The following is a 26,478-nucleotide window of genomic DNA, read 5'->3' as shown; positions in this document are numbered from 1 at the left end:
CCTATTGATCGAAGTCGCCGCGCTCCGTGCCGTGCAGCTTCGACCACAGTCCTTGCGTCCCCGCTTCCTGCGCGCGGTTGACGAATTGCGAGGCGACCAGCCAACCCTTGATCGGTCGCAGCGGCAACAGCGTACCCGCAACCATCACCGGCAGCGACGTGACGAGGTGCACCCACCCCGGCGGATCGAACGCGACCTCGATCCACACGACCAGGAAGATCAGCGGCAGCGCGATGATGCAGAGCGAGAAGAACGCCGGGCCATCGTCGGGCGCGGCGAAGCGATAGTCGAGGTCGCAGACCTCGCAGCGATCGACGATGCGCAGCCACGACCGGAACATCCGCCCCTGCGCGCAGCGCGGACACAGTCCCTTCCAGCCGCAGCGCAGGATCCAGCGGAAGCGTTCGTCGGCGCTGGCCGGAACGGTGTCGTGGCGATGCTCGTCGGTCATGAATGGCAGATAGGTCCGTGCCTGCCCGCCGCAATTGGACGAAACGCCTCACCCCAACTCAGGTGAAGGTACATCGATAATAATCACCGAACAGGTGCCGGCAGCCGATGAGATCTCCGCCGAAGACCTTCCTCAAACTGCGAGCCCTTTTAGTATGGGCAAGCGCGCCGGTCGGGTCGTAGACGGCGGCTGACCAATTGTCGCCGAGCCCATCAGGCGCAAAGGCGATGCGAAGCGGCGTACCGCCGTCAACCACGATGATCTGACCGAACGATTGGGCGCAGCATGATGGGTCGCTTGTCGCCCGCCGGCGCTGCACATCGGCGATGATGGCGGCGTAGCGGTCACGGTTGGCAAGCACCCGCGTCATCATCGCGACATCCGCACCGGCGGAAAATGCAGGCCAACTCGACAGCGCAACCATGACCGTCAGCACCGGCGCGATCAGCGCGACGGACACGCGCTCGACGCCTCCCTTACGATCCGCGGTTGCGCGAAACCCGTCCACGCCGAACAAGACCCCACCGAACACCAGCAGGATCAGGTAGCTGACCGCGATGAACCACAATCCAAGGAGAAGATAAGCGAACGCCCAGACGCTCAAGCAACCGGCGACTAAGGGGATGGCCAGCACGCCGGCAAAGAACCTCAGGCATCGGCGAACATGGGTCGTATCGGGAGTGGAAGGCATCGCGGATCTCCATGGAGCCGCCCCCGTTTCAATCCCTCTGAGACGCGCGTCATGAGGCCGATCTGATGTTTCGATGATTTGCAGTCTTGCAGCGGTCGCCACAGCGTCAGCCTTGGCGTAAGGCCCCCCCATGTCCGCCACCGACCGCATCCTGCCGGCCATCGGCTATCGCCTTGCGTCCGTCGTGGCGTTTGCGACCATGGGGGCGCTGATCAAGCTCGCCGAAACGCGGGGGCCGGGCTGGTCGAATTGCTGTTCTTTCGTCAGGCGGGGTCGATCCCGGTGGTCGTCGCCTGGGTTGCGCTGGGACCGGGTTTGGCGTCGCTGCGTACCGGCCGGCTGTCGGCGCATGCGGTACGCTGTGCGGTCGGGCTGTCGAGCATGACCTTCATGTTCGGCACGTTGCTGTTGTTGCCGCTGGCAGAGGCGACGACGCTGCAATTCACCGTACCGATCTTCGCAACGATCCTGGGCGCGCTGTTCCTGCGCGAGAAGACCGGCATCCATCGCTGGAGCGCGGTCGTGCTCGGCTTCGTCGGGGTGCTGATCGTGGCCCAGCCGGGCAGCGGGCATATTCCGTGGCAGGGGGCGGCGACCGGGCTGCTTGCCGCATCGCTCAGCGCCACCGTGTCGATCCTGATCCGTCGGATGGGCGCGAGCGAGCCGCCGGCCACGATCGTCTTCTATTTCGCGGTGCTGTCGATGGTGCCGCTGTTTCCGGCTTTCCTCTGGACGCTCGGCACGCATGATGCGGGCGCCTGGGCGATGCTGGTGTGCATCGGGCTGGTCGGCGCGATCGGGCAGTTGACGATGACGACGGCGATCACGCTCGCGCCCGTTTCGGTGGTGGTACCGATGGACTATTCCGGCCTCGTCTGGGCGACGCTGTACGGCTGGGCGCTGTTCGGCGTGTTGCCCGCTGCGTGGACCTGGATCGGCGCGCCTCTGATCGTCGCGTCGGGGCTGTACATCGTCTGGCGCGAGCAGCGGCTGGCCCGCGGCATCGCGCGCTCGGCGCCCGCCGTCAGCGACTAGGATCTGAACGCATTCAGCACAGGGATCGTGATCGCCGCGAGTGGGTTCAGCTCCTCTGCCGCCGCGCCTCGTCGAGCAGGCGGCGGCCACGCAGGTACATTTCCAGCCGCTGGACGGCGAACAGGCCGAGCCCGAACGCGATCAGCATATCGGTGACGGCGATCGCGTTCAGGTGGAGCATCGCGGTGCCCGTCCCGCTCGCCAGTGCGGCGCGGCCAGCGTTGCGCGCCAGGATCAACGCGACGATGAACAGGATCGCGGCGGGGCTCGACGACTGGTTGAGCGTGTGCGTGGCCGGATCGACTGTGATCCGCATGAACTTGCCGCGCTGCCACCCCAGCGCCGCGCCCAGCAGCAGCGCCACGACGCAGAACGCCCAGGCCCAGCCCTGCGGCGGATGCGTGACGTACATGTACGTCGCGAGCGCCGCGTAGAGCGCGGGGAAGATCCAGAGGTGTTCGAGCTTGAGGGGGCGGACCTTGCTCATCCGCTTCCACCGGATCGCCAGCACGATGGCGATAGCGATCGCGGTGATGCCGTAGCTGATCCAGATGTTCGGGCCGGTGGGTTGCATGGCCCGACCTTACCCGTCCGAGGAAAGTAGTCACCCCCCTCCCGTTCGCCCTGAGCTTGGCGGGCACCCATCAAAGTATCACTTTGAATGGGACGCTGGCCGAAGGGCCGTTCTGCGATACGCCCGCGACCCCTTGCGGTTCGAAATACGGCTTCGACAAGCTCAACACGAACGGGTTGGGTTCGGGCGGTTACTCCGCCGCCTCGGCGACAGGCGCATCCTTCCACACCAGCACCGGCTTGCGCGCCGCCAGCGTCTCGTCGAGCCGCCGCCGGGGCGCGAAGTGCGGCGCGCTCTTCAGCGCCGCATCGCCCGCCTTGGCGCGTTCCGCCACCGACCGCAGCGCGCCGATGAACTGGTCGAGCGCCGCCTTCGATTCGGTCTCGGTCGGCTCGACCAGCATCGCGCCGTGGACGACCAGCGGGAAGTAGACCGTCATGGGGTGATAGCCCTCGTCGATCAGCCCCTTGGCGATGTCGAGCGTCGAGAAGCCCTGCGGCAGCCCGGCATCGGAGAAGATCGCTTCGTGCATGCACGGCCCGCTCTGCGCGAACGGCGCATCCAGCGTGCCCTCCAGCGAGCGCAGGACGTAGTTGGCGTTCAGCACTGCGTCCTCGGCGACCTGCTTCAGACCATCCGCCCCGTGGCTGAGGATGTACGTCAGCGCGCGGGTGAACATGCCCATCTGGCCGTGGAAGGCGACCATGCGGCCGAAGCTGTCGAGCTTGCCGCCGAAATGCTCATCTGAGAATTCCTCGGCGCGCTCTTCCTCGATCAGGTGGACGTAACCATCCTCGGTCCGCGCGGTGTAGGGCAGCGGGCCATAGGGCGACAGCGCTTCCGACAGCACCACCGGCCCCGAGCCCGGCCCGCCGCCGCCGTGCGGGGTCGAGAAGGTCTTGTGCAGGTTGATGTGCATCGCATCGACGCCCAGGTCGCCCGGACGCACCCGGCCGACGATCGCGTTGAAATTCGCGCCGTCGCAATAGACGTAGCCGCCCGCGGCGTGGACGGCGTCGCTGATCTCCTTCAGGTCCCGCTCGAACAACCCGCAGGTGTTCGGGTTGGTGATCATTACCGCGGCGACATCCGGTCCGAGGCGGCCTTTAAGCGCCGCGGTGTCGACGCGGCCGTCCGGGGTGGCGGGAATGTCCTCGACCGCGAAACCGGCGAAGGCCGCGGTCGCGGGGTTGGTACCGTGCGCCGATTCGGGCACCAGGATAACCTTGCGATGCCCCTCGCCACGCGCTTCGAGCGCGGCCTTGATGCACAGGATGCCGCACAGTTCGCCGTGCGCGCCGGCCTTCGGGCTCATCGCCACGCCGTGCATGCCGGTCAGCTTGATCAGCCACGTCGCGAGTTCGTTGATGACGCCCAGCGCGCCCTGCACGGTGTCGACCGGCTGCAGCGGGTGGACGTCGGCGAAGCCCGGCATGCGCGCGACACGTTCGTTCAGCCGCGGGTTGTGCTTCATCGTGCACGAGCCGAGCGGGAAGAGGCCCAGATCGATCGCGTAATTCTGCCGGCTGAGGCGCGTATAGTGGCGGACCGTCTCTGGCTCCGACAGGCCGGGCAGGCCGATCGCGCTCTTGCGCGTCAGGTCGCCGAGGCGCGACCCCGCCACGTCACCGTCAGCGAAGTCGACGCCGGTGGTGTCGGTCGATCCGATCTCGAAGATCGTCGGCTCCTCCAGCATCAGCGCGCGATTGCCGGTGAAGGTCGCAGGCGCGCCCTCGCCGCTCCCGCCGCCCATCTCCGGACGCCAGCCGCTCTGGTTGATCGCGCTCATGCCAGCACCTCCTGAAGTGCGGTTGCAAGGGTTTCGACGTCTTCCGCGGTCGTCGTTTCGGTCACCGCGACGACCAGGCCATTCGCGAGGTCGTCCTGCCCCGGATACAGCCGGCCGAGCGACACGCCGGCCAGGATGCCGCGGTCGGCCAGCGCACGGACGATCGGCCGCGCTTCCTTCGACAGCTTCAGCGTGAATTCGTTGAAGAAAGTCGGCGTGACCAGCTCGACGCCCGGCACCTTCGCCAGCCGATCCGCGGCCCGGCACGCGCCGGCGTGGTTCAGCGCGGCCAGGCGACGCAGCCCCGCTTCGCCCAGCAGCGTCATGTGGATCGAAAACGCCAGCGCGCACAGACCGGAGTTGGTGCAGATGTTCGACGTCGCCTTCTCGCGACGGATATGCTGTTCGCGGGTCGACAGGGTCAGCACGAAACCGCGCTTCCCATCGGCATCGACCGTCTCGCCGCACAGGCGCCCCGGCATCTGGCGGACGTATTTTTGCTTGCAGCCGAACAGGCCGACGAACGGCCCGCCGAACTGGAGGCCGACGCCCAGCGACTGCCCTTCGCCGACGACGATGTCGGCGTCCATTTCGCCCGGGCTCTTGATCGCGCCCAGCGCGACCGGCTCGGTCACCACCGCGATCAGCAACGCCTTCTTGGCATGGCACGCATCGGCCAGCGGTTTCAGGTCGGCGATACGGCCGAGGATGTCCGGATACTGGACGACCACGCAGCTGGTATCGTCGTCGATGCCCGCAATCAGCGCATCGATGTCGGTGTCCGCGCCCAGCGTCGGCAGCGAAGTTTCCAGCACGTCGCCGGTGTACTTCGCCATGGTCTTGGCGACCGAGACATAATGCGGATGCAGGCCGCCCGACAGGATCGCCTTGGCCTTGCGCGTGACGCGGCGCGCCATCGTCACCGCTTCCCAACACGCGGTCGATCCGTCGTACATCGATGCGTTCGCCACGTCGGTCCCGAGCAGGCGCGCGACCTGCGTCTGGAACTCGAAGAGCATCTGCAGCGTGCCCTGCGCGATTTCCGGCTGATAGGGCGTGTAGGCGGTCAGGTACTCGCCGCGCTGGATCAGATGGTCGACCGATGCCGGGACGTGGTGGCGGTACGCACCGCACCCAAGGAAGAAGGGCACATCGCCGGCGACGGTGTTCTGCTTGGCGAGCCGCGCCATGTGGCGCTCGACCGCGAGTTCGCTCGCATGGTTCGGCAGCCCCTCGATCGGGCCGCTGAGGCGCGCGGCCTCGGGCACGTCGGCGAAGAGGTCGTCGATGGTCTCGGCGCCGATCGTGGCCAGCATCGCCTGCCGGTCGTCGGAAGTCAGGGGTAGGTAGCGCATTTACAACTCCCAACCCCTCCCCTTCAGGGGAGGGGCAACGGGTGGGAGGTCTCACGGAGACCGGTGCCTGCGGACAGGCCCCACCCCAACCCCTGCCCTGGCAGGGCACCCACGAAAGTACTACTTTCGTGGGACCCGACGGGGAGGGGCTTTGCCTAGGTCAAAGCTTTGCGACGAACGCCTTGTACGCGTCTTCGTCCATCAGGCCCTCGAGCTCGCCGTCGTCGGCCAGCGTGACCTTGAAGAACCAGCCTTCGCCCTCCGGATCGGTGTTGACCAGATCCGGCTGGTCCGCGAGCGCGGGGTTACCCTCCAGCACGGTGCCGCCGACGGGGGCGTAGACGTCCGACGCGGCCTTGACGCTTTCGACAACCGCGGCGTCGTCGCCCTTGGCCAGCTGGCGCCCTTCGTCGGGCACTTCGACGAACACGATGTCGCCCAGCTGCCCTTGCGCATAGTCGGTGATGCCGACCGTGCCGACCTGGCCGTCGACGTCGATCCATTCATGGTCTTGCGTGAAATACCGGCTCATTTGGACGCTCCCTGGCGGACATAACGGTGGGGGACGAACGGCATCGGCGTGACCGTCGCCGTGTGCTGCTTGCCGCGCTGGACAAGCGTGATCTTGGTGCCGGCTTCGGCGAGCACCGGCGGAACATAGGCCATGGCGATCGGCGCGCCGACGGATGGCGCGAAGCCGCCCGAGGTGACCTTGCCGATGTCGTTACCGTCGGCGTCGACCACAGTCGCCCCTTCGCGGACCGGCTGGCGGCCATCGACGATCAGGCCGACGCGCTTGGCTGTAGCAGCGCCATCGCGCTCGGCCATGATGCGGGCGTGGCCGGGGAAGCCGCCCTCCTCGCGGCGGCGTTTCGACAGCGCGAAGCCCAGGTCGGCCATCACCGGCGTCGTATCGGGATCGAGATCATGGCCGTAGAGCGGCAGGCCCGCCTCCAGCCGGAGCGAGTCGCGCGCGCCCAGCCCGATCGGCTTGACCTCTTCCTGCGCGGTCAGCGCATCGGCGAGCGCGACGGCATGGGTGCCGGGGACCGAAATCTCGAACCCGTCCTCGCCCGTGTAGCCCGAACGGCTGATGCCCAGCGTCACGCCCTGCCAGTCGAACGACCCGCCCTGCATGAAGCCCAGCGCTTCGACGCCGCCCACGACCCGCGCCAGCGCGTCGACCGCCTTCGGCCCCTGCAGCGCCAGCAGCGCCTGTTCGTCGAGGTGGTTGAGCACGATGTCGTCGGCCAGATGCTCGCGCATATGGCCGATGTCGTCCCACTTGGTCGCGCCGTTGACGACGACGTAGAATTCTTGCCGACCCAGTCGCGTAACCATCAGGTCATCGAGGATTCCGCCATTCTCGTCGAGCAACAGCGAATACCGGATGCGCCCATCCTTCAGCGCGGCGAAGTCGCCCGGCATCAGCGCTTCGAGTGCGGCGGTCGCACCCTCGCCCGACACCATCAACTGCCCCATGTGGCTGACATCGAACAGGCCGGCACTTGTCCGAACCCACAGATGCTCGGCCATGATGCCTTCGTACTGGACGGGCATCCAATAGCCGGCGAACTCGACCATCCGGCCGCCCTTGGCACGGTGCCAGGCGTCGAGCGGCAGGGTCAGCGTTTCGGGCGGAAGCTCGGTGGTATCGAGCGCGGAGTCGGGCGGAGTAACTACGGTCTCGCTCATCGGACGGGCCTCGTGCGCAAAAGAGTCACGACGAACCCGCCACACGCCGCAGCCAGGTCCATCGCCCCCTCTGTCACGGAAACCTGAGAGCTTTCGCAGCGCGTGGCCGCGCGGCTTACCCCTTCGGTGGCGCCCGTTTCCGGACGCGCTTTCCAGAGTGTCGGGCCACGCGCGGTCCCTGGTGCCTGAGAGATTCCGGGGCGGTTGCTCCTTCGGCGACGTGCTTGTTTCTCAAATCGAACCGCCGGCAGAGCCGGCTACGATTTGAGAGGCAAACCTGTTCTCTCCCGCGCGTACCGCGAGCCGGTTAGCCCGGCCCTCGACGAGGACGAGCCTTGGCGAGCCACCTGCCCAGAGTCAATTGCTCACGCTGCAATATCGTCCAGCTTGACCGGAAACTTCGTCGCGCAGAACGCACAATCGACCGAGATGACGCCGTTCTCGTCAGCCATCTCCGCCCGATCCTCCGGCGCGAACTTGGCGAGCACCTCGGAAATATAGGTCACGTCGCAGCGGCATCCCTTGACCAGGTCGGTCGCCGCGAGGATGCGGACCTCATCCTCCTCGTTGAACAGCCGCCAGACAAGCGTTTCCAACGGAATCATTCCGTCGGCCAGCTCGTCCGCGCCCATCGTGTTGCCGAGTGCCGCAACATGCTCCCATTCGGGATGGTCGAGCCGCACGTGCAACCGCTCGCGGCCATCCTCGCCTTCCGGCAGATGCTGCAGAAACAGCCCGCCCGCCCGGCACTGGCCGTCGGCGGTGTGCAGCGTACCCAAGCGGATCAGGCTCGGGATCTGCTCGGACTGGAAGAAATAGCTCTCGGCTGCCTCGGCCAGCGAATTGCCGTCGAGAGGCACGATGCCCTGATAGCGCTCACCGGTCGTCGCCTGGTCGAAGGTGACGGCGAGATGCCCGGTACCGAACAGCGCAAAGAGCGATGGGCTCCCACCGATCTCGGCCAGCCGGTCGGCGTCGAACTGAACATAGCCGCGCAGCTCGCCGCTTCGATAATCGCACACCAGCAGCGACACGATGCCGCCGGTCGTCTGCGCCTGAAGCGTCAGCTGGCCCGCGGCGTCCTTCAGCAGGCTGCCGAGCAAGGCGGTCAGCGTCAGCGCCTCGGCCAGCAGCGCCTCGATCGGCGGCGGATAGGCATGCGCGGCCAGGATGGTATCGAGCACCGGCCCCACCCGCACGATCCGCCCGCGCGCATGGCGGCCGGGAATGGTGAAACCGACCACGCGGTCGACGTCGGGAAGTTTGGGCTGGTCGGTCATGGCAATTCCCTAACCCGTTCGGGCTGAGCTTGTCGAAGCCCTGTCCTTCTTCGGCAACGCTTGGACCGCGGCACGAAGAAAAAGGCAGCCCTTCGACAGGCTCAGGGCGAACGGTATGTGTGGCGAGCCGTGAAGATGGGATCGCGAACGATCCGTTCAACTCACCCGATCTGCCCGAAACACCATCGGATGATCGACTTCTGCGCATGCAGCCGGTTTTCCGCCTCGCGCCAGATGCGCGACTGCGGGCCGTCGATCACTGCCGTCACCACTTCCTCCTCGCGGTGCGCGGGCAGACAGTGGAGGAAGATTGCCTGGGGGTCGGCCTCGGCCATCAGCGCCTCGGTCACCTGATACGGCATCATCGCTGCCAGCTTTTCCTCGGCATGCGCCTGACCCATCGAGATCCAGGTGTCGGTGACGACGACGTCGGCCCCGGCGATCACACGGTGCGGATCGCGGTCGATGTCGACGCGCGCATTGGTACCCTCCAGCGCCGCGTTCGCCGCCGCCGCCCAGCGCGGATCGGGGTCATAACCGTCGGGGCAACCGGCCATCACGCTGAACTTGAACAGCCCCGCCGCCTCGATGATCGAGTGCAGCACGTTGTTGCCGTCGCCCAGCCACGCCCATTTGAGGCCGGGCAGCGACTTCCCCTCCTCGACCACCGCCAGCAGGTCGGCGACGATCTGGCAGGGGTGCGAGGCGTCGGTGAGGCCGTTGATGACCGGGACGCTCGCATATTCGGCCATCTCGTCGAGCTTCGCATGGTCGTCGGTGCGGACCATGATCGCGTCGCAGAAGCCCGACAGGACGCGCGCGGTGTCGGCCACCGTTTCGCCGCGCCCCAACTGGCTGGTGCCGCTGTCGAGGATCAGCGCCGATCCGCCCAGCTGGCGCATCGCCATGTCGAACGAAACGCGGGTGCGGGTCGAGGACTTCTCGAACACCATCGCCAGGGTGTGCCCGGCAAGCGGCGCGTCGGCATCGGGCGCCCCCTTGGGTAGGTGGGCACGGGCGCGCTTGCGCTCCAGCGCGTCGTCGAGGATCGCGGCGATGCCGTCGGCGCCGGCATCGGACAGGTCACGGAAATGGCGCATCTTCAAATCCTCCCCGAGCTTGTCTCGGGGAGGGGGACCATCGCGTCAGCGATGGCGGAGGGGCATTCGCGCCCCTCCGAGATCCCAGCCTGCCCCTCCACCACGACCTGCGGTCGCAGTCCCCCTCCCCGAGACAGCCTCGGGGAGGAATACGACACGTCAATCATCCATCGGCAACGCGAAGCTGCGCGCACCGGCGCTCAGCCGTTCGACGCATTCCGCGATGTGGCTTTCGTCGATCACCAGCGGCGGCAGGACGCGAAAGACGTTCTCGCCCGCCGCGACCGTCAGCAGCCCGTGATTGTCGCGCAAGTGCGCCACGAAGTCGCGGGCGACCGCCGGCTCCTTCATCTTGATGCCGAGCATCAGGCCCTTGCCCCGGATTTCCTCGAACAGCTCGTCATGGTTCGGGATCAGCTGCTCGAACGCCGCGCGCAGGCGGTCGCCCATCGCCGCGACATGATCGAAGAAGCCCGGCTCCAGCATCACGTCGAGGATCGCCTGCCCCGCCGCCATGGCGAGCGGATTGCCGCCATAGGTCGATCCGTGCGTGCCGATGACCATGCCGCGTGCGGCCTCCTCGGTGGCCAGGCACGCGCCGAGCGGGAAGCCGCCGCCGATGCCCTTCGCCACCGTCATGATATCGGGCGTGATGCCGTAATGTTCATGCGCGAAGAACTTGCCGGTCCGGCCGTAGCCGCACTGGATTTCGTCGAGGATCAGCAGCAGGCCATGCTCGTCGCAGGCCTTGCGCAGGCCCTGGATGAACTCCGGCGTGCCCGCGGTCATGCCGCCTTCGCCCTGCACCGTTTCGACCATGAAGCCCGCGGTCTGATCGTCGATCAGCGCGAGTGCCGCGTCCAGATCGTTGAACGGCGCGTACGCAAAGCCCGGCAGCAGCGGTTCGAAGCCGTTGCGCATCTTGTCCTGGTTGGTCGCCGAGATCGCCCCCATCGTCCGCCCGTGAAAGGCGTTGTGGAAGGTGATGATCTTCGTGCGCTGCGGCTGGTCGCCGACAAAGTGGTAACGACGCGCGGTCTTGATCGCGCATTCGATCGCCTCGGCGCCCGAATTGGTGAAGAACACCGTGTCGGCGAAGGTGTTGTCGACGATCCGCTGCGCCAGCGCCTCGCCCTGCGGGCTGCCGTACAGGTTCGACACATGCATCAGCGTCGCGGCCTGCTCCGCGATCGCCTTCGTCAGATGCGGGTGGCCGTGGCCCAGCGCATTGACCGCGATGCCGGCCGCGAAGTCGAGATACTGCTCCCCTCGCTCGCCGTACAGGTACACGCCCTCGCCTCGCACCGGCCGTACCCCGCACCGGGGATAGACGGGCATGAGGGGGGTGATGGCCACTGTACGACTCCTTCAAAAGCAAAACGGCGGCCCGTGCTGGGCCGCCGGAGCGCGCTTTTATCGAGAGTCGGCCAAAGCCGTCAACCAACAGCCGCAGGCGTCGTCAGCGCCAGATCCCGTGCGTCCGGCCGGCGCATCCGGACGAACGAATAGGCATAGGCCAGGATCACGACGCCCGCGATCGCAGAGGCCGTCCAGGGTGCCGGCACCAACGCATAGGCGACGTAACTGGCGACCGATCGTCCGATGGCATGCTCCATTCCGACCGGATCGTTCGCCGCCCATCCATAGGGTATCCAGACGAGCGCCATCAGGATCGCGCCGCCCAGAATGATGACCAGCGGATCATGGGCCGCGCGGGCGGCGAAGATCACGAGGGGCCACATCAGGACGATCAGGACCAGCGATCGCAGGAACAAGACCATCACGGGGTTGGCGGTTCCCGCCGCCGTGATACGCCGTCCGCGCGCGCGATCGATCAAGGTTGCCAGGGGAAAGATCATCCCGCTGCCGAACAGCACGACATAGGCGAGCTGGCCGAGCGGCAGGATGAAGCTCAGCACGGCAACGACCGACCAATAGAGCGTTCCGGCGATAGGCATCGAAACCGTGCTCGTCGCCAGAAAATGCCGCTGAAGCGTTTGCAGCGACGCATCACGTCCAATCATCTGCCCCCCCCAAACGATGAGATCTAGTTCTTGAGCTTCCAACCGCTCTTCAGCAGCATATAGCACGCCAAGCCCAGCACGACGTCGAGCGCAAGCACGATCCCCGCCCCGGCCCAGACCGACAGAAACCCATCGCTCACGCCCAGAAAACCGTAGCGGAAGCCCGAGATGACGTAGAAGAACGGATTGGCGTGGCTCACCGCCTGGAAGGCGGGGGCCAGGCGGTCGACCGAATAGAAGGTGCCCGACAACAGCGTCAGCGGCGCGATCACGAAGTTGGTGACCGCCGCGGCATGGTCGAACTTTTCGCCCCAGATCGACGTCAGCACACCCAGGAATGCGAGCAGGGCCGAGCCGAGCAGGCCGAACAGGATCGCGACCAGCGGGTTGGCGGGTATCGCGGCCGAGCCAAGGAACAGCAGCATCGCCAGCCATACGGTGAAGCCGACGCAGAACGCCCGCGTCACAGCCCCCCCGACCAGCGCCGCCAGCAGCTCCGCGGTGGACAGCGGCGGCATCAGATAATCGACGATCGTTCCCTGGATCTTGCCGACCAGCAGCGAGAAGCTGGAATTGGCGAAGGCGTTGTTCAGCATGCCCATGACGATCAGGCCCGGCGCGATGAAGGCGGCGAACGGCACGCTCGCGCCGCCGATCGGGACCGACCCGCGACCACCCAGGGCTGTCGTGAAAACCACCATCAGCAGCAGCTGCGACATGGCCGGCGCCCAGATCGTCTGGAGCTGCACCTTGAAGAAACGGCGCACCTCCTTCACATAGAGGGTCTTCAAGCCGCCCCAATTGACGTTGCGAATCGTCGGGACGCCGGGGGCTGGCATCCCGTTTTGGGCGAGGGACGAAGGCTGGTCGGTCATCGCGCATGGCGCGTAATCGAGCAGGGCCGCCCCCGCAAGCAGAGTATGGACGTAATAGCATGAGCTGGACCGACGAGCGGATCGAGACGCTGAAGACGATGTGGGAGGGCGGCCAGACCGCCAGCCAGATCGCGGAAGCGCTGGGCGGCGTCAGCCGCAACGCCGTTATCGGCAAGGCGCACCGCCTGGGGCTTCAGTCGCGCCCGTCGCCGGTGAAGCCGAACGACCCGGCCGAGGTCAAGGCGAAGGCCGAACCGAAGGCGGCACCGGTTGCTGCCGTAGCGCCGCCGCCGCCGCCCGCGCCCAAACCCGCGCCGACGCCCGAGCCGGAGCCCGAGCCGGAGGCCCCGTTCGACCTGAACGATGATACGGACGAGGAAGAGGACGACGATCTGCCGCTCGCTGCGGCCGCATCGCCCGCCACGCCACGCCCAGCCGCAGATGTTCCGGTTCTCCGCTCGGTCGGACCGGGCGGCTTCGTACGCCAGAACCCCGGCGAGCAGGCCCCGCCCATCGCGCCCGCGCCGCCGCGCCGTCTGGTGCCGGCCAAGCCGAGCGAAGCGATTGCGGGCAAGACGAGCCTGCTCGATCTGAACGACCGGATCTGTAAATGGCCGCTCGGCCATCCGGGCGAGCCGGACTTCCATTTCTGCGGCGAAAAGGTGAACCCCGGCTTCCCCTATTGCGTGGAACATTGCGGTCACGCCTATCAGGCGCAGATGCCCCGCCGCGACCGGCGCCCGCCGCCCCCGCTTCCCTATGGCGGCCCGCGCGTTCGCTAAGCCGACGCGCCGATCCGTTCGTCCGCAACGCGCCCGGTCACGGACCGCGCCACGTGTCCCGCGGCTACGTTTGGGACACGTGGATCACGGGTGACCGGCTTTCCATGCCGGTTTGTGCGGAGCAGTGGCGAGCATCTTTACCCGCGCCCCGGCAGAGACTGGGGGACAGTGAAACCGTAACCGTCGCTTGACGGGAAGCGCAGCGTTCCGTGTTGGCGATGCGCGGGCTTTGCGGAACTTTAACGGTCACCCCGACACCCCGGGAACGGGGCGTCGCCCACCCTCAGGGGATCGCTTCGCGCGCCTGCTTCGCCAGACGGATCGCGCTCGGCAGGCGACGGCGTTCCAGCTTGGGAAAATATTCGCGGCTCATCTCGAGCGAATAGCGCGTGACCCCTTCCAGTTTCTTCAACCCTTCCGGTGTCAGACGAATGCCCTTCGCGCGGCGATCGCTGGTCATCGGTACGCGCTCGAGCAACCCCTGCGCCTCCAGCGCGTGAAGCTGACGAACCAGCGTCGGCCCTTCGATACCGACGATGTCGGCGAGTTCGCGCTGACTGGTGCCGGCGGGGAGCTCGTTGACCCAGTAGAGCACGGTCAGCCGCGCCGCTGTCAGGCCATGGTCCTTGAGCTGTTCGTCGACGCGGGCGCGCCAGCGGCGGCCGAGCAGGATGCATTCGCGAATGAATTCGAGCGGCAGCGTGTCGGCGGTGTCGTCGGTCTCGGTCATGGTCCAGGTCGTTGCTTGTGGCCGGGTCGGAAGCGTAGCGTAATTTTCGATAGCAAGCTATCAAAAAGGCACTCACCTCCCGACGTGATGGTTCTTGACGTGCCCGCGGCAGACGATGAGCCTGCAAATCGTTTTCCGTCGAAACCAATGACGACGCGGCGCGCGCAAATCCTCCCGGCGCGCGACAGATTTTTTTCGCGGTCCACGGAAACGGGCCGTTGGGATCGCCCGGGCTCGCGCCCGCCGATTGCGATGTCGCAAGACGCCCCCTAAGCTGCCGCGAAAAAGGGGCTGATCCAAATGAAGCATAGCGTCGCGACCGTTCTCGCCACCCTGTTCGCTGCCGGAGCGATTTCCGCGCAGGTCGCGCCGTCGCCACAGAACAAGCCGGTCGAACAGACCAAGGCGCCCGAGGACAAGGCGCGCGATCCGCTGCCGACCCCGACGCCCCTGCCCGTGGCCCAGCCGACGCCGGTGACCGCCCAAGCGCAGCCGGCCCAGCCGGCGGCGCCGGCCAAGCCTGCCAAGTGGGACGTCAACAATCCCCCCGGCGCAACCATCCGCCAGGTGCCGATCACCGTGGACGAAGGCAGCTGGATGGACATCGACGTGTCACCCGACGGCCGCACGATCGCCTTCACGCTGCTAGGCGACATCTACACCATGCCGATCACGGGCGGAACGCCGACGCGGATCGCGGAAGGGTTGGCGTGGGAGGTCCACCCGCGCTTCTCGCCCGACGGGCGACGCATCGCCTTCACCTCCGACCGCGGCGGTGGCGACAATATCTGGGTGATGAACTTCGATGGCAGCGACAAGCGCCAGGTAACGAAGGAAACCTTCCGCCTGACCAACCAGCCGACCTGGAGCCCGGACGGCAAATATATCGTCGCCAAGAAGCATTTCACGACGGGCCGCTCGCTCGGCACCGGCGAAGTGTGGCTGTACCACGTATCGGGCGGCAGCGGCGTGCAGCTGGTCAAGCGCGCCAACGAACAGCTTCAGAAGGAACTGGGCGAGCCGATCTACGCCCCCGATGGCAAGTCGATCTATTACACCCGCAACATCACGCCGGGTCCGATCTTCGAATATGCCCAGAATTCGAACACCGACCTGTTCAATATCGAACGCTATGAGATCGCGACCGGCGAAGTCTCGACCGCAGTGTCGGGCGCCGGTGGGTCGGTGCGGCCGACGCCTTCGCCCGACGGCAAACAGATCGCTTTTGTCCGCCGCGAGCGGACCCGGTCGAAGCTGTACGTGAAGGACCTGGAGTCCGGCGCCGAGCGCAAGATCTACGACGCGCTCGATCAGGACGTGCAGGAAACCTGGGCCGTGACCGGGGTCTATCCGAACATGGCGTGGACGCCCGATAGCAGGTCGGTGGTGTTCTGGGCGGGCGGCAAGATTCGCCGGATCAACGCAGACGGCACGGGCGCCGCGGTGATCCCGTTCCGCGTGAACGACAGCCGCGGCGTCATCGCCGCGCCGCATCCGCAGATCCCGGTCGCGCCCGCGACCTTCGAAACGAAGATGCCGCGCTTCGCCGCCGTGTCGCCCGATGGGCGGACGGTCGTGTTCGAGACCTTGGGCAAATTATGGACCAAGCCGACGGCGGGCGGCACTGCGAAGCGCCTGACGAGCGGCAATGCCGCCGACCTGGAGCTGTTCCCGACCTGGTCGCGCGACGGGCGGACGATCGCCTTCGTCGGCTGGACCGACGCCGGCTTGGGCCGCATCCGTACCGTTGCCGCAAGCGGCGGCGCGTCGCGCGACGTAACCACCCAGCCGGGCCACTACGCCCGGCCGAAATTCTCACCCGACGGCAAGACCATCGTATTCGAAAAGGGCGAAGGCGGCAGCGTCACCTCGCCCGAATGGTCGGAGAACCCCGGTGTGTACCGCGTCGCGACGACCGGCGGCGCACCGGTGCGGATCGCCAAGGGCATGGCCGCGCCGCAATTCGGCGCCGAGAACGACCGCGTGTTCATGATCGGTCGCTCGGCCGGCAAGCAGCAGCTTGTCTCCACCGACCTGACGGGCAACGCGAAGCGCGTCCACGCCTCGGGCGAACTCGCCACGGACTATAGCGTCTCGCCGACCGGCGATTACCTCGCCTTCCGACAGAATTACGCCGCCTTCGTCACCCCGCTGATGCCGGGCGTGCAGGATTCTCCGGCTGACATGGATGCCAAGGCGCTGCCGGTCACGCGTGCCAGCGCCGGGGGGGCAGAATATATCCATTGGTCGACCGACGGATCGAAGCTCTACTGGTCGCTCGGCCCGACGCTCTACACCGCCGCGACGCCCGCGCTGTTCAACACCGCGCCGGCCGACGATGCATCGCCCAAATTCGTGCCACCGACGACCGGCGTATCGCTGTCTATGCCCGTCACCGCCGCCAAGCCGACGGGTACCTATGCGCTGACCGGCGCACGGATCGTGACGATGTCCAACGACGCCGGCGGGATCATCGACGACGGCGTGATCGTCGTGTCGGGCGATCGCATCGCCGCGATCGGCCCGCGCGCCTCGACGCCGATCCCGGCGGGCGCGAAGACCATCGATGTCGCGGGCAAGACGATCATCCCCGGCCTTGTCGATGCGCACGCCCATGGTCCGCAGGGCGATGACGAGGTCGTGCCACAGCAGAACTGGTCCGCGATCCAGAACCTCGCGATGGGCACGACGACCATCCATGATCCCTCGAGCCAGGCGAGCGAGATCTTCACCGCCTCCGAACGCCAGCAGGCGGGCACCCTGCTCGCCCCACGCATCTTCTCGACCGGCGAAATCGTTTACGGCGCGAAGGCCGCGGGTATCTATGCGCAGATCGACAGCCTGGACGATGCGCTGAACCACGTCCGCCGCCTGAAGTCGCAGGGCGGTCATTCGGTCAAGAACTACAACCAGCCGCGCCGCGACCAGCGCCAGCAGGTGGTCGAAGCGTCACGCCGCGAGAATATGCTGGTGGTCGCCGAGGGTGGGTCGTTGTTCGGCATGGACATGACGATCATCGCCGACGGCAATTCGACGCTGGAGCACAATATCCCGCTCGACATCTTCTACGAAGACGTACTGAGCTTCTTCAGCCAGGCGACGACCAACTACACGCCGACGCTTGTCGTCAGCTACGGCGGCCTGGCGGGCGAGCCCTATTGGGACCAGGCGATCGATGTCTGGAAACAGCCGCTGCTGCGTCACTCGCCGCCTGACCGTCTGACCGCGAAGCTGGTTCGGGTGACCAAGGCGCCGGAGGAGGATTTCGTCGACGACGACAATGCGCGTGAAGCCAACAAGCTCGCCAAACGCGGGGTGAAGGTGTCGATCGGGGCGCATGGCCAACAGGCCGGCATCGGATCGCATTTCGAGCTGTGGAGCTTCGTGCGCGGCGGCATGACACCGCTGGAGGCGCTTCGCGCAGGCACCATCGCGCCCGCTCAGTCGCTCGGCATGGCGAAGGATATCGGCAGCCTGGAGGTCGGCAAGCTCGCCGATCTGGTCGTGCTGACCGCCGATCCGACCCAGGACATCCGTAATTCCGACAAGATCGCGCAGGTCATGCTGGGCGGCCGGCTGTACGACGCGATGACGATGAACGAAGTCGTGACCGGCACCGCCAAGCGCCTGCCCTATTGGTGGGAAGCGGGCAATCGCGCCGGTTCCTCGACACCGTCGGCGGCGACGGGACATGGCGACGGTGATGGTCACTGAGGCCAACGCCCGGCTGAACGAGGAGATCGCCCGTGTCGCCGCGGGCGATCGCTCCGCGTTGCGCCGCGTGTACGACGCGACCTCGGCCAAGCTGTTCGCCGTCTGCCTGCGCTTTTCGCCCGACCGCGAGGCGGCCGAGGATGCGTTGCAGGAGACCTACGTCAAGCTGTGGCGCCGCGCCGGCCGCTTCGATCCGACGCGGGCCAGCGCGATCACCTGGCTGTGCCTGATCGCGCGCGGCACCGCGATCGACGGCGCGCGGACCGCGGGCCGCGCCGATGCGCGCGTGACGGCCGTGCGCGAGGAAGCGCGGTCGGAACCAGACCCGGTGACCGCGGCGGCGGGGCAGGCAGCTCTTGCCGATTGCCTCGACACGCTCGACGACGATCCGCGGCGGTTCATCCTGGCGGCATTCTTCGACGGATATAGTTACGACGACCTGGCGCAGCAGGCGGCCGTGCCGCTGGGCACGATGAAGAGCCGGATCCGCCGCGCGCTGAAAGCGCTCAAGAGGTGCCTCGACGATGGCTGAGCTGGATGACGATACCGATCTGCAGGCCGCCGAACTGGCCCTGGGCCTGCTGACCGGCGAGGATCGCGCGGCAGCGCTGCGCCGAACGGTGGCGGAACCCGCATTCGCCGACGCGGTCGAGGCGTGGCGGCTGCGCATGGCGCCCCTGCTCGACGGCATCGCACCCGTCGCGGCGCCGGCGGGCGCATGGGGTGGCATCGAACGGCTGGTCGATGGCGCGTCGCTCCTGCGCGCCAAGCTCGCCCGCTGGCGTGCCGCGACCTGGGTGTCGAGCGCGATCGCCGCGGGGCTTGCCGCGCTGCTCGTCCTGCGTCCGGTCCCGGCGCCGGCCCCCGCCCCGGCCCCGCCGGCGCAAGCGATGCTGGCGCAGATGGTCGATGCCGACGGCAACCCGCTGCTTACCGCGCAATATGACCCCGTAAGCGGCGAATTGCGCGTGCGGACGACCAACATGCCGGAGGGCGCGCACGTCCCCGAACTCTGGGCGATCGGCAGTGACGGGGTGCCACATTCGCTGGGCATCGTCCGCCTGAACGGCGCGAGTGCCCACACCGCCGCCCCGGCCATCCGGGCACTGCTGTCGGACGGGATGACGATCGCGGTGACGATGGAGCCCCAATCGCCGCGCCCGCATGCGACCCCCTCGGGCGATGTCGTGGCGAAAACGAAGCTGATGACGGTGTAAGCCGCCGCGCTCTCGTAATGGCGGGAGTCGCGCGGGTTCCAGGCGATATCGCCGTCAGCGCTGGCTCCCGCCTTCGCGGGAGCACGAAACGCTACGCCTTTCCGAACTCCCCGACCAGCGCCCGGTACCGGGTCTCGGCAGGACCGTAGCAATTGCCGGCGACCGCGGTCAGCCCGGCGCGGTCGCGCATGACGATTTGTCCGCGGGTGCAGCGCAGCATCCGCTCGCCTTCCAGCACATGGAGCGCATCGGTAATGCTCGCGCGGCGGACATGGAGCGCCGACGCCAGTTCGCCATGAGTGATCGCCATCGCATCGCCGTCGATGCGGTCGTGGAGCATCAGCAGCCAGCGAGCCAGCCTCTGCTCGATCCCGTCGCGCAGGTTCGCGACGACCGTATGGCTCATCTGCACGGTGAAGCTGTCGATGAAGCGCAGCAGCGTGCCATGCAGCGTCGGACTGGCATTGCACGCCGCGATCAATGCGTCGGTCGGGATCGCCAGCGCGCTGCCGCCGCCCAGCTGGACCTGCGCCGCCTGCGGTTCAGGCACGAAGCTCAGGAGCGACGGCCAGCCGAGCACGCCTTCGGACCCGACCAGCCCGACCTCGAAGCGCGCGCCGTCGGGCATGACCTGCGCGATCGACGCGACCATCGACAGCGGAAAGCAGGCGACGGCATGGCCGTTCGACAGCGACGACACGCATTGCCCCGCCGCCAGTTCGACGCCGCGCAGATGTGGGCGCAACCGCGCCAAATCTTCGCCGGCTAACGATCCCAGCAAACGATTATGTCGCAAAACCTGCGATTGCGATTGCGACTGCATTTCCAAGTTCAGCACAGCGGCGCGCATCAACCTTATGTCCTCGGATTAACATTCGTTGGAAAAAGGCATTTTGGATGCACATTGTCCGGCATCGGACCGATCAATTTAGAATCAGGAACATCGTGGCGTCGCGGCCGGTTCCCGACGGGATATCGAACCGAGATATCCCCAGGGAGAGACCCGATGCCCGAAGCAGTGAACGTAGTCGACGCGCTGGAGGCGCGGGCGAAGCGGCGTGAGGAACGCCGCGATTTCTTCAAGACGGTAGGCGGCGCGGCGATGTTCGCCGGCGGAACCGCGATCGCGGTCGGCGGCGGCTTTACCGCCCTCCAGGCGCAGACGGCCCCGTCCGAGGCCGACGTGCTGAACTTCGCGCTCAATCTGGAATATCTCGAGGCGCAATTCTATTATTACGCGTCCTACGGCTTCGGCCTGCCGAGCTCGATCCTGGGGGGCACGGGAACGCCGGGCGCGGTCATCGCGACCAATGCCGGCGCCGCAGCGTTCACCGACCCCGCGGTACGCGCCTATGCGCGGGAAATTGCCGATGACGAGCGGGCGCACGTGGAATTCCTGCGCGGCGCGCTCAGCAGTTCGGCCGTCGCGCAACCGGCGATCGACATTTCGGCGACGCCCACCAGCGCCTTTTCGAACGCTGCGCGGGCTGCCGGGCTGATCGGCGCAGGTGCGACGTTCAACCCATATGCCGACGACAACAGCTTCCTGCTGGGCGCCTTCATCTTCGAAGACGTCGGCGTTACCGCCTACAAGGGTGCGGCCAGCGCGCTGATCAACAACAAGACGTTCCTGGAGGCCGCAGCCGGCATCCTGGCCGCAGAGGCCTATCATTCGGCGATGGTCCGCACGACGCTCTATGCCAAGGGCGTGACCGCGACCTCGCTGATCGACGCGACGGAGGCGATCTCCAATGCGCGCGACAGCCTGGATGGGACGACGGACCTCGACCAGGGCGTGCGCCCCGTCGCCGACGCCACCGGCGCCAGCAACGCCAATATCGTGCCGACCGACAGCAATGGCATCACGTTCAGCCGTACGCCGGCACAGGTGCTGAACATCGTCTATCTCAACCGCGCGTCGGTCACGCTCGGCGGGTTCTTCCCCGCAGGCGTCAACGGCACCATCCGCGCCAGCGCGTCGAACTGAGGAGGATCCGAGTCATGGAACAGAACCACGCATCCGTCCTCCTCGCCGCCTGCGAAAAGCGTCGCGAGGAACGTCGCAGCTTCCTGCGTGCGGCCGGTGGCATCGCCGCCGTCGGCGCCGGCGCCAGCCTGCTTGCCGCCTGTAAGGAAGAAACGACGCCGGGACTGCCGGCCCCCGCCCCCTCGCCGACCCCGACGCCCACGCCGACCACAGCGGCGCCGAGCGAGGCAGACGTTCTGAACTTCGCGCTGAACCTCGAATATCTCGAGGCGCAATTCTACAGCTTCGCGGCCTTCGGCGTCGGGCTCGACGCCGGGCTGCTGACGGGCACCGGCACGCAAGGGACGGTGACCGGTGGCCAGCGAGTCACCTTTACCGACCCGCTGGTCGCGGCCTACGCTCGGGAAATCGCGCGGGACGAAATCGCGCACGTCGCCTTCCTGCGCACTGCGCTGGGTGCGAGCGCGCGGGTCGCCATGCCGGCGATCGACATCAGCGCCAACGCCTCCGGCGCCTTCTCCGCGGCGGCGCGCGCTGCCGGGCTGATCAGCGGGGCGAGCGCGAGCTTCAACCCGTATGCCAGCGACGAGAATTTCCTGCTTGCGGCCTATCTGTTCGAGGACGTCGGGCCGACCGCCTACAAGGGCGGCATCCGGTTCCTGACGACGCCCGCAGTGGTGGAAGCTGCGGCCGGCATCCACGCGGCCGAATCCTATCACGCTGGCCTGATCCGCACCGTGCTCTATCGCAAGGGGCTGTCGACCGCGTCGCTGATCACCAGCGCCGATGCGATTTCGGATGCACGCGACCGGCTCGACGGTGCGACCGATCTCGACCAGGGCATCAGCCCGCGGACGTCGAACGGCGTCACCGCGTCGAACATCGTACCGACCGATAGCAGCGGTATCACCTTCACCCGCACGCCGGGGCAGGTGCTGAACGTGGTCTATCTGAACTCGGCTGCGGTGAACGGCGGCGGCTTCTTCCCCAACGGCGTCAACGGTACGCTCCGGACCAGCGCTGCAAGCGCCTGATCCGCTTAGGGAACCCGCGATGACAGGGGCGGTTTGCTCATCGAGCAAGCCGCCCCTATCACGTCGGGCGAAGTTCGGGGGGAGACAGGCAGAATGGCGCCACCGCCACTCGCCAGCGAGATGAACGACGGTCCAACGCCCAGCCTGGCGGAGGTGCACCGCACCGTGCCGACGCATGCGCTCGGTTTGCCGTTCCTGCGCCGGCTGGGTGCCTTCATGGGTCCGGGCTATCTGGTTGCGGTCGGTTATATGGACCCGGGCAACTGGGCGACCGACATCGCCGGCGGGTCGGCGTTCGGCTACACGCTCCTTTCGGTCATCCTGCTCAGCAACATCATGGCGATGGTGCTCCAGGCATTGTCGGCAAAGCTCGGCATCGTCGGCGGTCTGGATCTCGCCCAGGCTTGCCGGGCCAGCTATTCGCGTCCCGTCAATCTGACGCTGTGGGCGCTGTGCGAGCTAGCCATCATCGCCTGCGACCTGGCCGAGGTCATCGGTACGGCGATCGCGCTCAACCTGCTCTTCGGGCTGCCCCTGGTGACCGGCATCGTCATCACCGCGGTCGACGTGCTGCTGATCCTCGGGCTCCAGCGTTTCGGCTTTCGCAAGCTGGAGGCGTTCGTCATCGCGCTCCTCGCGATCATCGCCGGGTGTTTCGCCGCGCAACTGATCTTCGCCCAGCCCTCGATCGCCGGTATCCTCGACGGGCTGATCCCGCGCGCGGAGATCGTCACCAACCCGGCGATGCTCTATGTCGCGATCGGCATCCTCGGCGCGACCGTGATGCCGCACAATCTCTATCTTCATTCCTCGATCGTCCAGACCCGCGCGTTCGACCGCTCGGCAGAAGGCAAGCGCGAGGCACTGAAGATGGCGACGATCGATTCGTCGGTCGCGCTGTTTCTGGCGCTGTTCATCAATGCGTCGATCCTGATCCTCGCGGCGGCGACCTTCCATTCGGCGGGCCGCACCGACGTCGCGGAAATCCAGGACGCCTATCAGCTCCTTTCCCCCATGCTCGGCGTCGGCGTCGCGAGCACGTTGTTCGCCGTCGCGCTGCTGGCGTCGGGTCAGAACTCGACCGTGACGGGGACGCTTGCCGGGCAGATCGTGATGGAGGGCTTCCTCAACATCCGTTTGCCGATGTGGCTGCGGCGGATGATCACGCGGCTGCTGGCGATCGTGCCCGCGGCGATCGTCGCCAGCCTCTACGGCGAAAGCGGCACGGCGCGGCTGCTGGTACTCAGCCAGGTCGTGCTCAGTCTGCAACTGCCCTTCGCCATGGTACCGCTGGTGCAGTTCACGTCGGACGCGTCGCGAATGGGCCCGCATGCCAACCGCGGCTGGCTGAAATATGCGGCATGGGCGATCTGCGCGGTGGTGATCGCGCTGAACGTGACGCTGTTGTGGAACGTGTTCACGGGGTGACCCCCCGCCCCCACTAACCGTCATCCCCGCAAAGGCGGGGATAAAGTCTGGCTGGCCTTCGCGAATCTCACGACGTTCAGCGATTATTGATCCCCGCCTTCGCGGGGATGACGGTGGTGGAGTATGTTCAGAGCGCCGTGCGCACGCTCAACAGCTCGGGGAAAAACCCCTGTTCCAATACCTTGGCGAGGTACCCTACCCCCGCCGTCCCGCCGGTGCCGGTCTTGAACCCGATCACCCGCTCCACCGTCTTCAGATGCCCGAAGCGCCACAGCTGGACGTGATATTCCAGATCGACCAGCTTCTCGGCCAGCTCGTACATGTCCCAATGCGTGTTCGCATCGGCATAGACCGCGGCCCAGGCCTTCTCGACCGCAGGCGAAGCGACATAGGGTCGGGTCCAGTCGCGCTCCAGCCGGTCGGCCGGCACGTCGAACCCACGCCGCGCCAGCAGCCGGAGCGCCTCGTCGTACAGGCTTGGCCGTCCAAGCTCCTCGGCGAGCGCCGCCGCGACGTCGGGCTCGCCGGCATGGACCGCGACCATCTCAGGCTTCTTGTTGCCTAGCAGGAATTCGATGTGGCGGTACTGGTCCGACTGGAAGCCGCTCGACGTGCCGAGCTTGCCGCGCATCGCGGTGTAATCCGCCGGCGTCATCGTCGCGAGCACTTCCCACGACTGGATCAGCTGCGCCTGGATACGCGCGACGCGGCTCATCATCTTGAACGCGGGGTTCAGATCGTCGGCGATCAGCGCGTCGCGGGCAGCGCGCAGTTCATGCAGGCAAAGCTTCAGCCAGATCTCGCTCGACTGGTGGATCGCGATGAACAGCAGTTCGTCATGCGCGTCGCTCAGGGGCGATTGCAGGTCGAGCAGTTCGGGCAGGCGCAGGTAGCTGCGATAGGTGATCGAATTGGCCATACACTCCCCTACTCCGATCCCGCATAGCTTGTCGAAGCCCCGTCCCTTCCTCTAACCGTCCGGCAACCACCGGAGACTGACCATGAAGACCCGCGCCGCCGTCGCGTTCGAAGCGAAAAAGCCCCTGGAGATCGTCGAGCTCGACCTCGAAGGTCCCAAAGCCGGCGAAGTGCTGGTCGAGATCATGGCGACCGGCATCTGCCATACCGATGCTTACACGCTCGACGGCCTGGATTCGGAAGGCATCTTCCCGAGCATTCTCGGCCACGAAGGCGCCGGCATCGTGCGCGAGGTGGGTGCGGGCGTGACAAGTGTGGTGCCCGGCGACCACGTCATTCCGCTCTACACCCCCGAATGCCGCCAGTGTAAGTCGTGCCTCAGCGGCAAGACCAACCTGTGCACCGCGATCCGCGCGACCCAGGGCAAGGGGCTGATGCCAGACGGCACGACGCGCTTCAGCTACAAGGGCCAGCCGATCTTTCACTATATGGGCTGCTCGACCTTCTCGAACTTCACCGTCCTGCCCGAAATCGCGGTCGCCAGGATCCGCGAGGACGCGCCGTTCCAGACGAGCTGCTACATCGGTTGCGGCGTAACCACCGGCGTCGGCGCGGTGACCAATACCGCGAAGGTGCAGGCAGGCGACACCGTCGTCGTCTTCGGGCTGGGCGGCATCGGCCTCAACGTCATCCAGGGCGCGCGGATGGTGGGGGCGGGCCGGATCGTCGGCGTCGACCTGAATCCGACACGCGAAAGCTGGGGCCGCCAGTTCGGCATGACCGACTTCATCGACGCCCGGGGCAAGAGCCGCGAGGACATGATCGCCGCGGTTGCCGCGCTGACCGATGGGGGCGCCGACTACACTTTCGATTGCACCGGCAACACCGAAGTCATGCGCACCGCACTGGAATGCTGTCACCGCGGCTGGGGTACCAGCATCGTCATCGGTGTGGCGGAGGCGGGCAAGGAAATCGCGACGCGCCCGTTCCAATTGGTCACGGGGCGTAACTGGCGCGGCACCGCCTTCGGTGGCGCGAAGGGGCGCACCGACGTACCGAAGATCGTCGATTGGTACATGAACGGTCGAATTGCGATCGACCCGATGATCACGCACGTGCTGAGCCTGGACGAGATCAACAAGGGGTTCGACCTGATGCATGCGGGCGAAAGCATTCGGTCGGTGGTGGTGTACTGACAGCCGGCCGAATCCAACCGTCACCCCCCGCGAAGGCGGGGGGCCAATTCTGGCTGACGTCTCGAAAAGAACCGCTAGGTCAGCCAGAATCCATTCCCGCCCTCGCGGGAATGACGAAGTTTATAACAGGAGAGGACCATCAATGTTCACCCACGTCATGCTCGGCGCGAATGACATCGACGCGTCGAAGGCCTTTTACGACGCGACCCTCGGCGCGCTCGGAGCCAAGCCCGGCCGCGTCGATCCAAAGGGCCGCGTGTTCTACGCCCACGGCGGCGCAAGCTTCCTGCTGGGCAAGCCGATCGACGGTCAGCCCGCCTGTCACGCCAACGGCGGCACGATCGGCTTCGCCGCCGCATCGCCCGAGCAAGCCGACGCGTGGCATGCCGCCGGCATCGCCAACGGCGGTACCGCGATCGAGGACGCACCCGGCATCCGCGACGGCGGCTTCGGCAAACTCTACCTCGCCTATCTGCGCGACCCCGCCGGCAACAAGGTCTGCGCGCTGCACCGCATCGTCGAGTAAAGGCCACTCACGCGTTCGCTTCTCCTACCCCTTCGTGCTGAGCCTGTAGAAGCACCGTACTGCGCGAACGATATGCG

At 66.7% G+C, this 26,478-nt stretch carries 25 protein-coding genes and 1 riboswitch; of the genes, 10 read left to right on the top strand and 15 right to left on the bottom strand.

Annotation, left to right across the window (positions count from 1 at the left end; translation table 11 throughout):
- Position 1: 1 nt before the first annotated feature.
- Positions 2-451, bottom strand: coding sequence for a DUF983 domain-containing protein (locus JW805_02390; GenBank protein MBN2970867.1), 450 nt, complete (start codon positions 449-451; stop codon positions 2-4).
- Between the two features lie 58 nt (positions 452-509).
- Positions 510-1,085, bottom strand: coding sequence for a hypothetical protein (locus JW805_02385; GenBank protein MBN2970866.1), 576 nt, complete (start codon positions 1,083-1,085; stop codon positions 510-512).
- Positions 1,086-1,391: 306 nt separating this feature from the next.
- Between JW805_02385 and JW805_02380 the strand changes: the two genes are divergently transcribed.
- Positions 1,392-2,177: a DMT family transporter gene (locus JW805_02380; GenBank protein ID MBN2970865.1), complete on the top strand. Its 786-nt coding sequence runs from the start codon at positions 1,392-1,394 to the stop codon at positions 2,175-2,177.
- Positions 2,178-2,223: 46 nt separating this feature from the next.
- Here JW805_02380 and JW805_02375 read toward each other — a convergent pair whose 3' ends face one another.
- The 10 genes from JW805_02375 to JW805_02330 all read right to left on the bottom strand — a co-directional run bounded on the left by JW805_02375 (position 2,224) and on the right by JW805_02330 (position 12,833).
- Positions 2,224-2,751 (bottom strand): DUF1453 family protein, encoded by a 528-nt coding sequence (locus tag JW805_02375; GenBank protein MBN2970864.1) that lies wholly within the window; start codon positions 2,749-2,751, stop codon positions 2,224-2,226.
- A 190-nt stretch (positions 2,752-2,941) separates the two neighbouring features.
- Complete coding sequence (gene gcvPB / locus JW805_02370; GenBank protein ID MBN2970863.1) at positions 2,942-4,504, bottom strand: aminomethyl-transferring glycine dehydrogenase subunit GcvPB; 1,563 nt, start codon at positions 4,502-4,504, stop codon at positions 2,942-2,944.
- Positions 4,505-4,536: 32 nt separating this feature from the next.
- Complete coding sequence (gene gcvPA / locus JW805_02365) at positions 4,537-5,895, bottom strand: aminomethyl-transferring glycine dehydrogenase subunit GcvPA (protein ID MBN2970862.1); 1,359 nt, start codon at positions 5,893-5,895, stop codon at positions 4,537-4,539.
- Positions 5,896-6,055: 160 nt separating this feature from the next.
- Positions 6,056-6,427 carry a glycine cleavage system protein GcvH gene (gene gcvH, locus JW805_02360; protein ID MBN2970861.1) on the bottom strand — a complete coding sequence of 124 codons (372 nt, stop codon included), beginning with the start codon at positions 6,425-6,427 and terminating at the stop codon, positions 6,056-6,058.
- Positions 6,424-7,590 carry a glycine cleavage system aminomethyltransferase GcvT gene (gene gcvT, locus JW805_02355; protein MBN2970860.1) on the bottom strand — a complete coding sequence of 389 codons (1,167 nt, stop codon included), beginning with the start codon at positions 7,588-7,590 and terminating at the stop codon, positions 6,424-6,426. Before gcvT ends, gcvH begins: the two co-directional genes overlap by 4 nt.
- A 162-nt stretch (positions 7,591-7,752) precedes the next feature.
- Positions 7,753-7,890, bottom strand: a riboswitch (glycine riboswitch).
- Between the two features lie 65 nt (positions 7,891-7,955).
- Positions 7,956-8,870, bottom strand: coding sequence for an Hsp33 family molecular chaperone HslO (locus tag JW805_02350; protein MBN2970859.1), 915 nt, complete (start codon positions 8,868-8,870; stop codon positions 7,956-7,958).
- 161 nt (positions 8,871-9,031) lie between these two features.
- Positions 9,032-9,970, bottom strand: a complete 939-nt coding sequence (gene argF, locus JW805_02345) for an ornithine carbamoyltransferase (protein MBN2970858.1) — start codon at positions 9,968-9,970, stop codon at positions 9,032-9,034.
- A 159-nt stretch (positions 9,971-10,129) separates the two neighbouring features.
- On the bottom strand, positions 10,130-11,308 hold the full coding sequence (locus tag JW805_02340; GenBank protein ID MBN2970857.1) for an aspartate aminotransferase family protein: 1,179 nt from the start codon (positions 11,306-11,308) through the stop codon (positions 10,130-10,132).
- A gap of 98 nt (positions 11,309-11,406) precedes the next feature.
- Positions 11,407-11,928: a hypothetical protein gene (locus JW805_02335; GenBank protein MBN2970856.1), complete on the bottom strand. Its 522-nt coding sequence runs from the start codon at positions 11,926-11,928 to the stop codon at positions 11,407-11,409.
- 89 nt (positions 11,929-12,017) lie between these two features.
- A complete protein-coding gene (locus JW805_02330; protein MBN2970855.1) occupies positions 12,018-12,833 on the bottom strand; it encodes an ABC transporter permease in 816 nt (271 codons plus the stop codon).
- Positions 12,834-12,928: 95 nt separating this feature from the next.
- On the opposite strand from JW805_02330, the gene JW805_02325 reads away from it, so the two are divergent.
- The gene (locus JW805_02325) at positions 12,929-13,651 is read left to right on the top strand and encodes a hypothetical protein (GenBank protein MBN2970854.1); all 723 of its coding nucleotides are present in this window, start codon (positions 12,929-12,931) and stop codon (positions 13,649-13,651) included.
- 283 nt (positions 13,652-13,934) lie between these two features.
- On the opposite strand, the gene JW805_02320 is transcribed toward JW805_02325, so the two are convergent.
- Positions 13,935-14,381 (bottom strand): MarR family transcriptional regulator, encoded by a 447-nt coding sequence (locus JW805_02320; GenBank protein MBN2970853.1) that lies wholly within the window; start codon positions 14,379-14,381, stop codon positions 13,935-13,937.
- Positions 14,382-14,681: 300 nt separating this feature from the next.
- Here JW805_02320 and JW805_02315 point away from each other — a divergent pair, with 300 nt between their 5' ends.
- The 3 genes from JW805_02315 to JW805_02305 are packed head-to-tail and all read left to right on the top strand — an operon-like array spanning position 14,682 to position 19,312.
- A complete protein-coding gene (locus tag JW805_02315) occupies positions 14,682-18,095 on the top strand; it encodes a PD40 domain-containing protein (protein MBN2970852.1) in 3,414 nt (1,137 codons plus the stop codon).
- Positions 18,073-18,627, top strand: a complete 555-nt coding sequence (locus JW805_02310) for a sigma-70 family RNA polymerase sigma factor (protein MBN2970851.1) — start codon at positions 18,073-18,075, stop codon at positions 18,625-18,627. Before JW805_02315 ends, JW805_02310 begins: the two co-directional genes overlap by 23 nt.
- Entirely contained in the window at positions 18,620-19,312 is a 693-nt protein-coding gene (locus tag JW805_02305; protein ID MBN2970850.1) for an anti-sigma factor, read from the top strand. Before JW805_02310 ends, JW805_02305 begins: the two co-directional genes overlap by 8 nt.
- Positions 19,313-19,403: 91 nt before the next feature.
- On the opposite strand, the gene JW805_02300 is transcribed toward JW805_02305, so the two are convergent.
- On the bottom strand, positions 19,404-20,057 hold the full coding sequence (locus JW805_02300; protein MBN2970849.1) for a Crp/Fnr family transcriptional regulator: 654 nt from the start codon (positions 20,055-20,057) through the stop codon (positions 19,404-19,406).
- Between the two features lie 261 nt (positions 20,058-20,318).
- Between JW805_02300 and JW805_02295 the strand changes: the two genes are divergently transcribed.
- The 3 genes from JW805_02295 (at position 20,319) to JW805_02285 (ending at position 23,761) form a co-directional block, all read left to right on the top strand.
- A complete protein-coding gene (locus JW805_02295; GenBank protein MBN2970848.1) occupies positions 20,319-21,299 on the top strand; it encodes a ferritin-like domain-containing protein in 981 nt (326 codons plus the stop codon).
- A 14-nt stretch (positions 21,300-21,313) separates the two neighbouring features.
- The gene (locus JW805_02290; protein ID MBN2970847.1) at positions 21,314-22,333 is read left to right on the top strand and encodes a ferritin-like domain-containing protein; all 1,020 of its coding nucleotides are present in this window, start codon (positions 21,314-21,316) and stop codon (positions 22,331-22,333) included.
- A 120-nt stretch (positions 22,334-22,453) separates the two neighbouring features.
- Positions 22,454-23,761: an Nramp family divalent metal transporter gene (locus JW805_02285; protein MBN2970846.1), complete on the top strand. Its 1,308-nt coding sequence runs from the start codon at positions 22,454-22,456 to the stop codon at positions 23,759-23,761.
- A 127-nt stretch (positions 23,762-23,888) separates the two neighbouring features.
- On the opposite strand, the gene JW805_02280 is transcribed toward JW805_02285, so the two are convergent.
- Positions 23,889-24,680, bottom strand: coding sequence for a tryptophan 2,3-dioxygenase (locus JW805_02280; protein MBN2970845.1), 792 nt, complete (start codon positions 24,678-24,680; stop codon positions 23,889-23,891).
- Between the two features lie 82 nt (positions 24,681-24,762).
- Here JW805_02280 and JW805_02275 point away from each other — a divergent pair, with 82 nt between their 5' ends.
- Positions 24,763-25,875 (top strand): S-(hydroxymethyl)glutathione dehydrogenase/class III alcohol dehydrogenase, encoded by a 1,113-nt coding sequence (locus JW805_02275; protein MBN2970844.1) that lies wholly within the window; start codon positions 24,763-24,765, stop codon positions 25,873-25,875.
- 142 nt (positions 25,876-26,017) lie between these two features.
- Positions 26,018-26,401 carry a VOC family protein gene (locus JW805_02270; protein MBN2970843.1) on the top strand — a complete coding sequence of 128 codons (384 nt, stop codon included), beginning with the start codon at positions 26,018-26,020 and terminating at the stop codon, positions 26,399-26,401.
- Positions 26,402-26,478 lie beyond the last annotated feature (77 nt).

The organism is Roseomonas aeriglobus, from assembly GCA_016937575.1.
Taxonomy (GTDB): domain Bacteria; phylum Pseudomonadota; class Alphaproteobacteria; order Sphingomonadales; family Sphingomonadaceae; genus Sphingomonas; species Sphingomonas aerigloba.
This window is presented reverse-complemented; position numbering and strand designations above follow the sequence as displayed.